The 13,519-nt window shown below is 68.2% G+C and carries 15 protein-coding genes; 7 read left to right on the top strand and 8 right to left on the bottom strand.

The features are described from left to right. The first annotated feature begins 57 nt into the window (after nucleotides 1-57). The 5 genes from pstC to phoB are packed head-to-tail and all read left to right on the top strand — an operon-like array spanning nucleotide 58 to nucleotide 5,124. The gene (pstC, locus tag AC1DVI_RS00835; RefSeq protein ID WP_476956401.1) at nucleotides 58-1,440 is read left to right on the top strand and encodes a phosphate ABC transporter permease subunit PstC; all 1,383 of its coding nucleotides are present in this window, start codon (nucleotides 58-60) and stop codon (nucleotides 1,438-1,440) included. Continuing rightward, nucleotides 1,433-2,731, top strand: a complete 1,299-nt coding sequence (pstA, locus tag AC1DVI_RS00840) for a phosphate ABC transporter permease PstA (protein WP_476956402.1) — start codon at nucleotides 1,433-1,435, stop codon at nucleotides 2,729-2,731. Before pstC ends, pstA begins: the two co-directional genes overlap by 8 nt. Before the next feature lie 37 nt (nucleotides 2,732-2,768). Next, nucleotides 2,769-3,554 (top strand): phosphate ABC transporter ATP-binding protein PstB, encoded by a 786-nt coding sequence (gene pstB, locus AC1DVI_RS00845; RefSeq protein WP_173400345.1) that lies wholly within the window; start codon nucleotides 2,769-2,771, stop codon nucleotides 3,552-3,554. Nucleotides 3,555-3,599: 45 nt separating this feature from the next. Continuing rightward, nucleotides 3,600-4,388: a phosphate signaling complex protein PhoU gene (phoU, locus tag AC1DVI_RS00850; protein WP_476956403.1), complete on the top strand. Its 789-nt coding sequence runs from the start codon at nucleotides 3,600-3,602 to the stop codon at nucleotides 4,386-4,388. A 31-nt stretch (nucleotides 4,389-4,419) separates the two neighbouring features. Next, the gene (phoB, locus tag AC1DVI_RS00855; protein ID WP_145623059.1) at nucleotides 4,420-5,124 is read left to right on the top strand and encodes a phosphate regulon transcriptional regulator PhoB; all 705 of its coding nucleotides are present in this window, start codon (nucleotides 4,420-4,422) and stop codon (nucleotides 5,122-5,124) included. 159 nt (nucleotides 5,125-5,283) lie between these two features. Here phoB and AC1DVI_RS00860 read toward each other — a convergent pair whose 3' ends face one another. From AC1DVI_RS00860 to coaBC, 8 genes are all read right to left on the bottom strand, one after another. Then, a complete protein-coding gene (locus AC1DVI_RS00860) occupies nucleotides 5,284-5,541 on the bottom strand; it encodes a hypothetical protein (protein WP_476956404.1) in 258 nt (85 codons plus the stop codon). A gap of 5 nt (nucleotides 5,542-5,546) precedes the next feature. Beyond that, nucleotides 5,547-5,984 carry a hypothetical protein gene (locus AC1DVI_RS00865; RefSeq protein WP_476956405.1) on the bottom strand — a complete coding sequence of 146 codons (438 nt, stop codon included), beginning with the start codon at nucleotides 5,982-5,984 and terminating at the stop codon, nucleotides 5,547-5,549. A 25-nt stretch (nucleotides 5,985-6,009) separates the two neighbouring features. Beyond that, nucleotides 6,010-6,798 (bottom strand): HesA/MoeB/ThiF family protein, encoded by a 789-nt coding sequence (locus tag AC1DVI_RS00870; RefSeq protein ID WP_476956406.1) that lies wholly within the window; start codon nucleotides 6,796-6,798, stop codon nucleotides 6,010-6,012. A 74-nt stretch (nucleotides 6,799-6,872) separates the two neighbouring features. Then, nucleotides 6,873-7,682 carry a hypothetical protein gene (locus AC1DVI_RS00875; RefSeq protein WP_476956407.1) on the bottom strand — a complete coding sequence of 270 codons (810 nt, stop codon included), beginning with the start codon at nucleotides 7,680-7,682 and terminating at the stop codon, nucleotides 6,873-6,875. Nucleotides 7,683-7,995: 313 nt separating this feature from the next. Then, nucleotides 7,996-8,955, bottom strand: a complete 960-nt coding sequence (gene cysK, locus AC1DVI_RS00880) for a cysteine synthase A (protein ID WP_476956408.1) — start codon at nucleotides 8,953-8,955, stop codon at nucleotides 7,996-7,998. A gap of 75 nt (nucleotides 8,956-9,030) precedes the next feature. Next, nucleotides 9,031-9,486, bottom strand: a complete 456-nt coding sequence (locus AC1DVI_RS00885; RefSeq protein ID WP_149164576.1) for an RrF2 family transcriptional regulator — start codon at nucleotides 9,484-9,486, stop codon at nucleotides 9,031-9,033. After that, a complete protein-coding gene (gene dut, locus AC1DVI_RS00890) occupies nucleotides 9,486-9,980 on the bottom strand; it encodes a dUTP diphosphatase (protein ID WP_476956409.1) in 495 nt (164 codons plus the stop codon). Before dut ends, AC1DVI_RS00885 begins: the two co-directional genes overlap by 1 nt. Continuing rightward, nucleotides 9,977-11,233 carry a bifunctional phosphopantothenoylcysteine decarboxylase/phosphopantothenate--cysteine ligase CoaBC gene (gene coaBC / locus AC1DVI_RS00895; RefSeq protein WP_476956410.1) on the bottom strand — a complete coding sequence of 419 codons (1,257 nt, stop codon included), beginning with the start codon at nucleotides 11,231-11,233 and terminating at the stop codon, nucleotides 9,977-9,979. Before coaBC ends, dut begins: the two co-directional genes overlap by 4 nt. 279 nt (nucleotides 11,234-11,512) lie before the next feature. Here coaBC and AC1DVI_RS00900 point away from each other — a divergent pair, with 279 nt between their 5' ends. Beyond that, nucleotides 11,513-12,937, top strand: a complete 1,425-nt coding sequence (locus AC1DVI_RS00900; protein WP_476956411.1) for a sigma-54-dependent transcriptional regulator — start codon at nucleotides 11,513-11,515, stop codon at nucleotides 12,935-12,937. 369 nt (nucleotides 12,938-13,306) lie between these two features. Next, nucleotides 13,307-13,516: a cold-shock protein gene (locus tag AC1DVI_RS00905; RefSeq protein ID WP_014238764.1), complete on the top strand. Its 210-nt coding sequence runs from the start codon at nucleotides 13,307-13,309 to the stop codon at nucleotides 13,514-13,516. Nucleotides 13,517-13,519: the final 3 nt, after the last annotated feature.

Below are 13,519 nucleotides of genomic sequence, written 5' to 3' on the forward strand. Positions count from 1 at the left end.
CGCCGGTTTCCCGTTTGTGCCAGGAGCCCGTTTTCAGCCCATTTCCGGCGGTTTCGCATGCAGCTCACGGTACTGCTCATCATTCTGGCCCTGCTCACAGTGATCGGTTACCAGATGGGCCGGTCGCGTGCCGTCGCCTCCGTCGGCGGCCGCATCGTCGAGCTTCATTCGGTGCCGTCCTACCACGGCTTCTACGTCGCCCTCTGGGCGGGGCTTCCGGCCCTGCTGCTCTTCGCCTTCTGGGGGGCGTCGGAAGGCTGGCTGGTCATGCAGATGGTCCTGGCCGGCCTGCCGGACCGGTTGGCCAACGGCGACGCCCAGTCGCTCGGCCTGCTGCGCGCCGACATCCTGAACCTCGCCCACGGCGTCGCCACCGGCCGCGAGCCCGATCCCGAGGTGGTCGCCGCGGCGGAGCGCTATCTGCGGCTGCACGCGCTCGGCGACTGGAGCCTGCTGGTCATCGGCTGCTGCATCGCCATCGGCGGCCTGCTCTACGCCCGCGGCCGGATCGACCCCGACCTGCGCGCCCGCAACCGGGTGGAGCGCACGGTCAACATCGCGCTGGTCATCTGCTCGCTGGTCGCCATCCTGACCACCATCGGCATCGTGCTGTCGCTTCTGTTCGAGGCGATCCGCTTCTTCGCGGTGGTCAATCCCCTGGAGTTCCTGTTCGGCACGCACTGGAGCCCGCAGATGGCCATGCGCGCCGACCAGGTGGGCTCCAGCGGCTCCTTCGGCGCGATCCCGCTGTTCGCCGGCACGCTGCTGATCACCGGCATCGCCATGGCGGTGGCGGTTCCGGTCGGGCTGATGGCGGCCATCTTCATGTCGGAATACGCCAGCCCAGGCCTGCGCACCTGGCTGAAGCCGATCCTGGAGGTGCTGGCCGGCATCCCGACCGTGGTCTACGGCTTCTTCGCCGCCCTGACCATGGCGCCCTTCGTCCGCGACGTGGGCAACAGCCTGGGGCTGAGCGTCAGCTCGGAATCGGCGCTGGCCGCCGGCTTCGTGATGGGCGTGATGATCATCCCCTTCGTCAGCTCGCTGTCGGACGACGTCATCAACGCGGTGCCGCAGAGCTTGCGCGACGGCTCCTACGGGCTGGGCGCCACCAAGTCGGAGACGATCCGGCTGGTCGTGCTGCCCGCCGCCCTGCCGGGCATCGTCGCCGCCATCATGCTGGCGGTCAGCCGCGCCATCGGCGAGACGATGATCGTCACCATGGCCGCCGGCCTCACCGCCAACCTGACCGCCAACCCGCTGGACGCCGTGACCACGGTGACGACGCAGATCGCCACGCTGCTGGTCGGCGACCAGGAGTTCGACAGCCCCAAGACGCTGTCGGCCTTCGGGCTGGGCCTCGTCCTGTTCATCGTGACCCTCACCCTCAACATGGTCGCCCTCCGGGTGGTCCAGAAGTATCGAGAGAAATATGACTGACCTCGTGGAACAGGATACGCGGGCCATGTCGGTCGCCGTCACCAAGTCGCGCTACCAGAGCGAGGAGTTCTCCGCCCGCCTGCGCCGCCGCTACGCCGCGGAGCGCCGGTTCCGGATCGCCGGGATGCTCGCCGTCGGGATCGCGTCTCTGATGCTGGTGGTTCTGCTCGGCTCCATCGTCAGCAAGGGCTACACCGCCTTCTGGCAGGCGCAGATCCGGCTTGAGGTGACCCTGGACAAGCAGCAGGTCGAGGAGCGGAACTACACCGCCCTCGTCCGGCAGGCGCTCTACGCCCAGGTCCCGGCGGCCACCGACCGCGCCACCCGCCGCTCGCTGAACGACCTGCTGTCCTCCGGCGCGCCGTACGAGCTGGAGGCGATGGTCAACGCCAACCCCTCCCTCGTCGGCACCACGCAGACGGTCTGGGTCCGCGCCGACGACGAGATCGACCAGTTCATGAAGGGCTTCATCCGGCGCGACGTGCCGGAGAGCGAGCGCCGGCTGAACGACGTCAAGATCGCCGCCATTGACGCGCTGGTCGCCAACGGCTCCATCCGCAACACCTTCAACACCACCCTGTTCACCGCCGGCGACAGCCGCGAGCCGGAACAGGCGGGCATCCTGGGCGCCGTCGTCGGCTCCGCCCTGACGCTGGTGGTGACCATGCTGCTGTCGGTGCCCATCGGCATCGCCGCCGCGGTCTATCTGGAGGAGTTCGCGCCGAAGAACCGCTGGACCGACCTGATCGAGGTGAACATCAACAACCTCGCCGCGGTGCCGTCGATCATCTTCGGCTTGCTCGGCCTCGCGGTGTTCCTCGGCTTCTTCGGGCTGCCGCGCTCCGCCCCGCTGGTCGGCGGTCTGGTGATGGCGCTGATGACCCTGCCGGTCATCATCATCGCCTCGCGCGTCGCGCTGAAGGCGGTGCCGCCGTCGATCCGCGAGGCGGCGCTGGGCGTCGGCGCCTCGCCGCTGCAGACGGTGACGCACCACGTCCTGCCGCTGGCCCTGCCGGGCATCCTGACCGGCACCATCATCGGCATGGCCCGCGCGCTGGGCGAGACGGCGCCGCTGCTGATGATCGGCATGGTGGCCTTCATCGTGGACATCCCGGGCGGCCTGACCGACAGCGCCACGGCCATCCCGGTGCAGATCTACATGTGGGCGGACAGCCCCGAGCGGGCCTTCACGGAGCGCACCTCCGCGGCGATCCTGATCCTGCTCGCCTTCCTCATCCTGATGAACGGCCTGGCCGTCTTCCTGCGCAAGAAATTCGAGAGGCGTTGGTAACCCCATGAGCGTCCAGACCCACATCCCGGCCACGGCCATGCCTTCGCGTCCCGCCGCCGGCATCCACGGCACCAAGATGGTCGCCCGCGACGTCAAGGTGTTCTACGGGGCCAAACAGGCGCTCAAGGGCATCAACCTGGAGATCCAGGAAAACCGCGTGATGGCGCTGATCGGCCCGTCCGGCTGCGGCAAGTCGACGTTCCTGCGCTGCCTGAACCGCATGAACGACACCATCGAGAACTGCCGTGTCGAGGGGCTGATCGCGCTCGACGGCGAGGACGTCTACGGCAAGTCGATCGACGCCGTACAGCTCCGCGCCCGGGTCGGCATGGTCTTCCAAAAGCCGAACCCGTTCCCGAAGTCGATCTACGACAACATCGCCTACGGCCCGCGCATCCACGGCATCGCCAGCCACCGCGACGAGATGGACGAGATCGTCCAGACCTCGCTGAAGCGCGCCGGCCTGTGGAACGAGGTGAAGGACCGCCTGCGCGAGCCGGGCACCGGCCTGTCCGGCGGCCAGCAGCAGCGCCTGTGCATCGCTCGCGCCATCGCCGTCAGCCCCGAGGTGATCCTGATGGACGAGCCCTGCTCGGCGCTCGACCCCATCGCGACGGCCCACATCGAGGAGCTGATCGACGAGCTGCGCGAGAACTACACGATCGTCATCGTCACCCACAACATGCAGCAGGCGGCCCGCGTCTCCCAGAAGACCGCCTTCTTCCATCTGGGCGACATGGTGGAATGCGACGACACCGAGGAAATCTTCACCAACCCGCGGGACGAGCGCACCCAGGGCTACATCACCGGCCGCTACGGCTGATCCCCGGCATCGCCGCCACTCCTCCATCAGCGAAGGACGTGAAGCATGAGCAACGAACACATCGTGCGTTCCTTCGCGCACGAACTTGAGCGCCTGTCCAACCTGATCACCCAGATGGGCGGCGTCGCCGAAGCGCAGGTGGACGCCGCCGTGAAGGCGGTGGCCCGCCGCGACGTCGCGCTGGCCGCCCAGGTCATGCAGGCCGACCAGCGCATCGACGCCTACGAGCGCGACATCGACGCCGAGGCCGTGCGCCTGCTCGCCCTGCGCCAGCCGCTGGCCCAGGACCTGCGCGAGATCGTGTCGGCGCTGAAGATCGCGGCGGACCTGGAGCGGATCGGCGACTACGCCTCCAACATCGCCAAGCGCTCGCTGGCCCTGGCCCAGGTGCCGGTGGTCCGCCCGGCGGTGGCCATTCCGCGCATGGGGCGGCTGGTCGAGTCGATCATGAAGGACGTGCTGGACGCCTACATCGAGCGCGACGTCCAGCGCGCCATCGCCGCCTGGGAGCGCGACGAGGAGCTGGACGACCTCTACACCAGCCTGTTCCGCGAGGTCCTGACCTACATGATGGAGGACCCGCGCAACATCACGCCCTGCACGCACCTGCTGTTCATGGCGAAGAACCTGGAGCGGATCGGCGACCACGCCACCAACATCGCCGAGACCATCCACTATCTGGTGGTCGGGACGACGTTGCGCGCGGCGCGTCCGAAGAACGACGGCAGCAGCTTCGCCGTGGTCGAGCCGGGCGGATCGGTGACGGAGGCGGTGGAACGGGGATTGCCGCGGGACGGCGGCCCGGATAACGATGGAGCGGGACATGCCGCGTGACGGCGAGACGCGCAGTGGGAGCGGGACAAGCATGAATTCGGCGCTGAAGCCGCTCGTCCTCGTCGTCGAGGACGAAGCCGACATCGTGACGCTGCTGAAGTACAATCTGGAAAAGGAAGGCTTCCGCGTGAACGCCGCCACCGACGGCGAGGAAGCCCTTCTGCTGGCCGGGGAGCAGACGCCGAACATCGTCCTGCTCGACTGGATGCTGCCGCTGATGTCGGGCCTGGAGGTCTGCCGCCAGATGCGCCGCAACAGCAAGATGCGCGACATTCCGATCATCATGCTGACCGCCCGCGGCGAGGAGGCGGACCGCGTGCGCGGCCTGAACTCCGGCGCCGACGACTACATCACCAAGCCCTTCTCCCCGACCGAGCTCGTCGCCCGCATGCGCGCCGTGCTGCGCCGCTCGGCCCCCGGCATGACCGACGAGACGCTGCAGTTCGCCGACGTGACCATGGATCTGGCCGCCCACCGGGTGCGCCGGAACGGGCGCGACGTGCATCTGGGGCCGACCGAGTTCCGCCTGCTGCGCCATTTCATGCAGCATCCCGGCCGCGTCTTCTCGCGCGAGCAGCTTCTCGACGTGGTGTGGGGCCACGACGTCTATGTCGAGCCGCGCACCGTCGACGTGCACATCCGCCGCCTGCGCAAGGCGATGAACGAGGAGACCGAGATGGACCTGATCCGCACCGTCCGCTCGGCGGGTTACGCGCTGGACAGCAAGTCCATCTGAGCGTTTTCCTGCGCAAACGGGCTCAGTCCTTGCCCCCTCCCTAACCCTCCCCCGCTGGGCGGGGGAGGGGACCAATTTTCCCTCTCCTGCGAAGCGGGGGAGGGAAGGGGCCCGCGGCGAAGCCGTGGGAAGGGTGGGGGCACCCCGTCCCGGGGCTGCCTACCCCTCCAGCAACCCCACCGCCTCGCGCAGGATCGCCACCTTCGGGCCGAAGCGCTTCGCCGGGTCGCTGTCCTCGATGAAGCCGATCATCATGCGCAGGGCGTGCGCTACCCGCGGGGCGAGATCGGGATGCGCCGTCACATGCTGCGCCAGATGGGCCAGCGCGTCCCGGTAGGGCCAGCCCTCGAAACCCTCCGCGGCGATCGCCTCGAAGCGGTTCGCGTGTTCGATCACCAGGCTGTGGTCGTCGGTCATGGCGCTCACACGAACAGGATCGCGCCGGTCTTCGGCGCGTCGTTCAGAAAGGTGACGACTCCGCCGGTCTTCACCGGCACGTCCGGGCGCAGCGGGGCTCCTGCGGGCAGGCCGAGCGCGCGCAAGCCCATCTCGCAGGCCATGACCGTGACCTTGAGCATCACGCAGGCTTCCAGCAACTCCTCGAAGCCGGCCAGCCCGTTGGCGGTGAAAAAACCGTCGCGCTCCGCCGGGCGGCTGCCGTCGTCGGCGGGGTCCAGCCGGTGCCAGCCCGGCGTGCCGTCCGCGTCCCCGGCCAGCAGCGTGTTCAGGGCGCGGCCGGTGAAGAACAGCGTGACCTTGCGGTTGGTCGCCGCCGCCGCGCTGGCCATCACCAGCGCGTAGTGAACCCGGTCGAAGCCGCCCGCGAACAGGACGATGGACAGGGACTCGGGACCTTCCATGGGTCAGGGCTCTCCCAAGCGCCGCTCAGTGGGCGGACAAATCGTGGATGGTCGGGTGGGTGCCGCACAGCGGGCAGTCCGGGTCGCGGCGCACCGTGATGCGCTGGAAGGAGGCGTGCAGCGTGTCGAGCATCATCAGGCTGCCCGACAGGCCCTCGCCGATGCCCATGATCTCCTTCAGCACCTCGGTCGTCTGGAGCGAGCCGACGAAGCCGCCCAGCGCCCCCAGCACGCCGCCCTCGGAGCAGGACGGCACCAGCCCGCGCGGCGGCGGTTCCGGGAACAGGCAGCGGTAGCAGGGGTGCGGGGCGCCGAGATGCGCCTTGAAGGTGGACACCTGCCCGTCGAAGCGCAGGATCGCCGCCGACACCAGCGTCTTCCTGGCGAAATAGCAGGCGTCGTTGAGCAGGAAGCGCGTGGCGAAATTGTCGGACCCGTCCGCCACGATGTCGTAGCGCCCGATCAGGTCCAGCGCGTTGTCCCTGGTCAGCCGCGCCTTGTGCACCTCCACCGCCACGTCGGGGTTCAGCGCGCGGATGCGGGCGGCGGCGCTCTCCACCTTCGGAACGCCGAGCGACGACTCGTCGTGGATGACCTGCCGTTGCAGGTTGGACAGGTCCACCGTGTCGTCGTCGATGACGCCGATGGTGCCCACCCCCGCCGCGGCGAGGTAGAGCAGAAGCGGGGCGCCCAGCCCGCCGGCCCCGACGACCAGGACACGGGCGCGCAGCAGCGCCTCCTGCCCGACGCCGCCGACCTCCGGCAGGATGATGTGGCGGGAATAGCGGTGAAGCTGGGTGTCGGTGAAATCCATGATCCGCAGAATAGCGCGGAACGCCCCATGCCACGCAAGCCCCCTCGCTCGGGACCTTGCCAAGGGCGGCGGCGTCAGGCGAGCAGGTTCATCTTGTAGGGGGTGGTCTTCGATTGGCTGGACGGCTTGGTCGCGTCCTCCGCTGCCCACTGCTTCAGCCGGGCCTCGCGCTCCCGCATGATCTTGTCGAACGGCCGCTCCTCCGCTTCGTCGGGCGACTTGGCGACCTTCTGAAGGAAATTGAGCTGATAGGGGATTTCACCGAGCACGTTCTTCGGCGGAACGATCACCAGCTCGTACTGGCCGGGTTCGATCTTGAAGCTGGATTTCTTCAGCATGTCCTCGCCCGACTTCGCCGGATCCATCGTGTCGCCGGAGGCCACGACCTTGCCCTCCTTGCTCATGATCGCCCAGCGCGTCAAGGGAAGGGACATGTTGCCGACGAACTCGCCGCCCTGGGCGACGGTCAGCGTGTGCTTCTGGACGCCGGGATCCTTGCCGAGGATGGCGCGGGCGGTGCCCTTCATCTGGGCGCCCGACCCCACCATCATGATGTTCTGTCGTTCGGAGACGTCCAGCGTGTATTCGCGGTTGTTCACGCCGCGCGCGGCCTGGGAGATGACCGCCGTGTAGGTGCCGGGACCGAGCTTGGCGCTGACCTCCGCCGCCTCGTTCTTCGCCTTCGCCTCGGCGACGACCTTGTTGTTCTGGTCGACGATCTTGATGTTGGTGTTGATGTCGGCGATTCTGAAATTGAATTCGCCGTTTTTCGACACCGTGAACTTGCGATAGTCGGTGGACGCGAGGTTGGAGTCCAATTCGTCGGTGATGCCGCGGAACTGGAACCAGTTCATCGTCGAGGCATTTGGAATCGTGATGCCCATGATGGCCTCCCCCGCTGGTCCTGTGCCGTCAGCCCCGTATCGTCGGGCGGCCGTGCCGCAAGACGGACCGTCGCCCGAAAGGGCGGAGCCGCGCCGGCTGAAACTCCCGGCACTGACAGGTTAGATTACTAAAATCCAATCTTTTTGTCAAAACGCCGCCCAATGCCAAGGACGGGCGAAAAGACCGGACGTACCCCACTCTACAGCAGGATGCGCGGCGGCGCAATATTCGCCGCCCGGTTGCGCAAGAAAACATGCTGGAGTTCCCCCTCCCCCGCGCGTGAACGACGCGTGTGGGAGGGGGATGCCGGTGTTACTCCAACCCTTCGAACAGGGCGGTGGAGAGATAGCGCTCGGCAAAGGACGGCAGGATCACGACGATCAGCTTGCCCTCGTTCTCGGGACGGGCGCCGATCTCCAGCGCCGCGGCCAGAGCCGCGCCCGAGGAGATGCCGACCGGGATGCCTTCCAGCTTCGCCACCTTGCGGGCCGTCTCGAAGGCGCGCTGGTTGGAGATGCGGACGACCTCGTCGATCAGGTCCTTCTTCAGGACGTCCGGCACGAAACCGGCGCCGATGCCCTGGATCTTGTGCGGGCCGGGCATGCCGCCGGACAGGACGGGGCTGTCCTCCGGCTCCACCGCGATGGTGCGGAAACCGGGTTTGCGGGCCTTCAGGACCTCCGACACGCCGGTCAGCGTGCCGCCGGTGCCGACGCCGGAAATCAGGAAGTCGGCCTTGCCGTCGGTGTCCTTCCAGATTTCCTCCGCCGTCGTGTTGCGGTGGATCTCCGGGTTGGCAGCGTTCTTGAACTGCTGGAGCATGTAGGCGTTCGGATCGGTGGCGACGATCTCGTCGGCCCGGCGGATGGCGCCCTTCATGCCCTCCGCCGCCGGGGTCAGCACCAGCTCGGCGCCGAGCAGCTTCAGCATCTTGCGCCGCTCCACCGACATGCTTTCGGGCATGGTCAGGATCAGGCGGTAGCCCTTGGCGGCGGCGACGAAGGCCAGCGCGATGCCGGTGTTGCCCGACGTCGGCTCGACCAGGGTGGTGCGGCCCGGCTCGATGGCGCCGGCGCGCTCCGCGGCGTCGATCATGGCGAAGCCGATGCGGTCCTTCACGCTGGCCAGCGGGTTGAAGAACTCCAGCTTGCCGACGATCTGGGCCTTGGCGCCGGCCTCCTCGGCCAGCCGCTTGATGCGCACCAGCGGCGTGGCGCCGACGGTGTCGAGAATGCTGTCGTAGATCTTACCGCGAAACTCGGAACCCGGCATTTTTCACTCCTCCGGTGTGTGGTATTTTCCCACTTTCTACAGAATTTGTAGAATTTAACCGTTCTCCGGGTGGGATCAAATCGTAAAATCGATGCGCTCTTCGGTCTCGCTCTCGACGCCGGCGGTGCGGGCGCGCAGGCAGAGATCCTCGATGGTGATGTCGTCGAGCTTCTTCATGCATTCCTCCTGAAGATCGTTCCACAGCGGGCGCACCACCTTGTGCCCCAGGATGGAGCCGGCCGGTTCCTCGATGGGGTCGGTCGCGGTTTCCATGGAGCGGACGACCTTCACGATCTCGCCCAGCGTGATGCGCCGGCGCTCGCGGGCCAGCCGGTAGCCGCCGCGCGGGCCGCGCACGCCGGCCAGGACGCCGTCGCGGACGAGCTGCTGGAGAACCTGCTCCAGATAGCGCTTGGGGATGCCCTGGCGGCGGGTGATCTCGCCGGACTGCACGGGCTCGGTGCCGGCGTTGTAGGCGATGTCCAGCACCGCCTCGATCGCGAACATCAGCTTCTTGGAGATGCGGAGCATCAGTGCGACTCCTGCGCGGGGGAAGACGAGGCGAACCGGCCGGTGGAGCCGAAGCCGCCGGTCCCGCGGGCGCTGTCGGGAAGCGCGGCCGACTCGGCCCAGGCGGCGCGCTCGTAGCGGGCGATCACCAGCTGGGCGATGCGCTGCCCGCGCTCCACCGTGAAGGGCTGGTCGCCGTGGTTGATCAGGATCACCCCGACCTCGCCGCGGTAATCGGCGTCGATGGTCCCCGGGCTGTTCAACACCGTGACCCCATGCTTCAGCGCCAGCCCGGAGCGCGGCCGCACCTGCGCCTCGTAGCCGTCGGGCAGGGCGAAGGCGACGCCCGTGGGGATCAGCGCGCGGCGGCCCGGCTCCAGGACGACCGGTTCCGCCAGCGCGGCCAGCAGGTCCATGCCCGCCGCATGCTCCGTCGCGTAGGCCGGCAGGTCCAGCCCCGCGGCGTGGGCGAGCCGGACGATGGGAACGGGAATGGCGGGTGCCGTTGCGCTCACGGAATGGTCTCCTGGGGGGCGGGGGTGGAAGGCGGATTGAAATGCCGGGCGATGGCCTCGGCCAGGCGGGCGGCCACGGCGTCCTTGCCCATGGTGGGCCAGTCCTCGGCGCCGTCGGCGCGGATCAGATGGACGGTGTTGTCGGCCCCGCCGAAGGTGGTGGTGCCCGGCGACACGTCGTTGGCGACGATCCAGTCGCAGCCCTTGCGGGCGCGCTTGGCGGTCGCGTAGTCGACCACGTTGCCGGTCTCCGCGGCGAAGCCGACGACCAGCGCCGGGCGGCGCGGCCCGGCCTGGGACAGGGTCGCCAGGATGTCGGGATTCTCGGTCAGGGTCAGGCTCGGCGGGCCGCCGCCGTCCTTCTTCAGCTTGCGGTCCGATTCGCCGGCCACGCGCCAGTCGGCGACGGCGGCGGCGCAGACCGCGATGTCCGCGGGCAGGGCCGACTCGCAGGCCGCCAGCATCTCCCGCGCCGTCTCGATGGTGCGCACGGTGCAGCCGGGCGGGTCGGGCAGGCGGGTCGGGCCGGTGACCAGCGTCACGTCGGCGCCCAGCCGCCGCAGCGCCTCGGCGATGGCGTGGCCCTGCTTGCCGGAGGAGCGGTTGGCGATGTAGCGCACCGGGTCGATGGGCTCGACCGTCGGGCCGCTGGTGACCAGGGCGCGCCTGCCGGCCAGCGGTCTGGGCGCGTCCAGCTCCTCGAAATGGGCGGCGATGGCCTGGACGATTTCCATCGGCTCGGCCATGCGCCCGAACCCGTACTCGCCGCAGGCCATCTCGCCCTTGTTCGGGCCGACCCGGCGCACGCCGCGCTTTTCCAGAAGCGCGAGGTTGTCGCGGGTCGCCGGATGCTCCCACATGCGGACGTTCATCGCCGGGGCGACGAGCACCGGCTTGTCGGTGGCCAGCAACACAGTGGCGGCCAGATCGTCAGCCATGCCGGCGGCCATGCGGGCCAGCAGGTTGGCGGTGGCCGGGGCGACGACCAGCAGGTCGGCGGCGCGCGACAGCTGGATGTGCCCCATTTCCGACTCGTCGGTCAGGGACCACAGATCCTGGTAGACGGTGTCCTCGGTCAGCGCCTGCACGGACAGCGGCGTGACGAACTGCGCCCCGGCCCGGGTCAGGACCGCGCGCACGCGCACGCCACGCTCCTTCAGGCGGCGGATCAGCTCCAGGCTCTTGTAGGCCGCGATGCCGCCCGCGATGACGAGCAGGATGCGCTTGCCGGACAGCACGGATGTTTCGGCCACGGGGGTCCGCCGCTCCTTGCTATGGATTTTGTAGAATTCAGATATTCCATCACGACGCCCGGTACAAGCGTCCATCGCTGATCCTCACAGCGAACCCGGTGTGAAATGCACATCCATGACGGGGGTGTGAAACTGTGGCGTGATATTTCGTTGCGCGGCCGCATGCCAGGTCTTTCGTCCACGGCCCAACATCGCGTAGAGTGCATTTTTAAGGATTTGCTGATAACCAGGGCGATCCGATGGTCTTTTCTGCATTTTTCCTTTGAATTCAAACGGTCCATGCCCCCGCGCTCCACGCCAATCCTTCTCGTCGAAGACACGCCGTCGCTGGCCCGCGTCTATGCGGAGTTCCTGAAGAAGGACTGCACCGCCGTCACCACGGTGGAGACGGGGGCCGCAGCGCTGGAGCAGCTGGCCGACGGCGTGCCGCGGATCGTGCTGCTGGACCTCCAGCTTCCCGACATGCACGGGATGGAGGTGCTGAAGCGGATCAGCGCCCAGGCGCTGCCCTGCGCGGTCATCATCATCACCGCCCACGGGTCGGTCGGGGTGGCGGTGGAGGCGATGCGCTACGGCGCCTATGATTTCCTGGTGAAGCCCTTCTCGGCGGAACGGTTGACCGTCACCGTGCGCAACGCCATGGAGCGGCTGCGCCTCGCCCAGCTCGTCGACAGCTTCGAGAAGGACCTGGGGCGCAGCCGCTACCACGGCTTCCTCGGCTCCTCGCTGGCGATGCAGGCGGTCTACCGGATCATCGACAGCGCCGCCTCCTCCCGCGCGACGGTCTTCATCACCGGCGAATCGGGGACCGGCAAGGAGGTCTGCGCCGAGGCCATCCACCGGCAGAGCCCGCGGGCCGACCGGCCCTTCATCGCCATCAACTGCGGGGCCATCCCCAAGGACCTGATGGAGAGCGAGATCTTCGGCCACATGAAGGGCTCCTTCACCGGGGCGGTGGCCGACCGCGAGGGGGCGGCGGCGCGGGCCAACGGCGGCACCCTGTTCCTCGACGAGATCTGCGAGCTGGCGCCCGACCTCCAGACGAAGCTGCTGCGCTTCATCCAGACCGGCACCTTCACGCCGGTCGGCGGCAGCAAGCTGGAGAAGGTCGATCTGCGCATCATCTGCGCGACCAACCGCGACCCGCTGCGCGAGGTCGAGGAGGGGCGGTTCCGCGAGGATCTCTATTACCGCCTGCACGTCATCCCCATCCACCTGCCGCCGCTGCGCGAGCGCGAGGACGACGTGCTGGAGATCTGCGGCCAGTTCCTGACCGATTACGCGCGGGAGGAGGGCAAGGGCTTCGTCCGCTTCTCTCCGGCGGCGGAACAGGCGCTGCGCACCTACCACTGGCCGGGCAACGTGCGGCAGGTGCAGAACGTGGTGCGCAACATCGTGGTGCTGCACGACGGCGACACGGTGACGCCGGCCATGCTGCCGGCCCCGCTCGCCACCCCGGCGGGGACCGCCGCGCCGCTGCCCGCGAACGGCGGCGGAAACGGTCATGGTGGCGGCCATGGCTCCGTGGCCCACGCGCCATCCCCCAAGACGGTGAAGCCGCTGTGGGAGGTGGAGCGCGACGCCATCGAGGAGGCCATCGCCGCCTGCGACGGCAATATCCCCCGCGCCGCGGCCCTGCTGGAGATCAGCGCCTCGACCATCTACCGCAAGCGCCTCGCCTGGCAGGCCGAAGGAAAACTCTGACACCCGGTCGCGCCGGGAGTCCCATCCCCCGTTCTTGCCCCGCACCATTGGTTCTGCCGAAGCATAGACTTCGTGTGCGTTCAATTCACGCAAGACCATCGAAAGTCTTGCCGTGCCGGGACCTGCCGCCATCGGCTTATTTCAAAATGACCGGTCTGGCTACATTGGGCATATGCCGTGAAGCCGCCTTGCCGGTTGCGGTGCCATCCAGCTAGCCTCCCCTCGCGTTGCTTTGCTTGCGCTTCCGCGTGGCGCCACACCGGATCGCCGCACATGACCGCCGCACCGTCCATCGTCCTTCGCCGACCCGTTGCGCCCCGCGGCGCGGACCGGCGGCAGGCCCCCGACCGAGGAGCAGGAGTTCGCCTTATGACCACCGGCACCGTCAAATGGTTCAACACCACCAAGGGATATGGCTTCATCGCGCCGGAGGCCGGCGCCAAGGACGTGTTCGTGCACATCACGGCCGTGCAGAAGTCGGGTCTTCACGCCCTGTCCGAGGGCCAGCGCGTCGAGTTCGAGGTCGCGCGCGGCAACAACGGCAAGGACGCCGCGGTCAACATCAGCGTCATGGAGTGAAGC

It is taken from the genome of Azospirillum sp. P4_B5 (assembly GCF_056402275.1).

Coding starts and splice junctions, on each gene's coding strand:
- pstC (WP_476956401.1), top strand. CDS start 58: ATGCAGCTCACGGTACTGCTCATCATTCTGGCCCTGCTCACAGTGATC.
- pstA (WP_476956402.1), top strand. CDS start 1,433: ATGACTGACCTCGTGGAACAGGATACGCGGGCCATGTCGGTCGCCGTC.
- pstB (WP_173400345.1), top strand. CDS start 2,769: ATGCCTTCGCGTCCCGCCGCCGGCATCCACGGCACCAAGATGGTCGCC.
- phoU (WP_476956403.1), top strand. CDS start 3,600: ATGAGCAACGAACACATCGTGCGTTCCTTCGCGCACGAACTTGAGCGC.
- phoB (WP_145623059.1), top strand. CDS start 4,420: ATGAATTCGGCGCTGAAGCCGCTCGTCCTCGTCGTCGAGGACGAAGCC.
- AC1DVI_RS00860 (WP_476956404.1), bottom strand. CDS start 5,541: ATGACCGACGACCACAGCCTGGTGATCGAACACGCGAACCGCTTCGAG.
- AC1DVI_RS00865 (WP_476956405.1), bottom strand. CDS start 5,984: ATGGAAGGTCCCGAGTCCCTGTCCATCGTCCTGTTCGCGGGCGGCTTC.
- AC1DVI_RS00870 (WP_476956406.1), bottom strand. CDS start 6,798: ATGGATTTCACCGACACCCAGCTTCACCGCTATTCCCGCCACATCATC.
- AC1DVI_RS00875 (WP_476956407.1), bottom strand. CDS start 7,682: ATGGGCATCACGATTCCAAATGCCTCGACGATGAACTGGTTCCAGTTC.
- cysK (WP_476956408.1), bottom strand. CDS start 8,955: ATGCCGGGTTCCGAGTTTCGCGGTAAGATCTACGACAGCATTCTCGAC.
- AC1DVI_RS00885 (WP_149164576.1), bottom strand. CDS start 9,486: ATGCTCCGCATCTCCAAGAAGCTGATGTTCGCGATCGAGGCGGTGCTG.
- AC1DVI_RS00900 (WP_476956411.1), top strand. CDS start 11,513: ATGCCCCCGCGCTCCACGCCAATCCTTCTCGTCGAAGACACGCCGTCG.
- AC1DVI_RS00905 (WP_014238764.1), top strand. CDS start 13,307: ATGACCACCGGCACCGTCAAATGGTTCAACACCACCAAGGGATATGGC.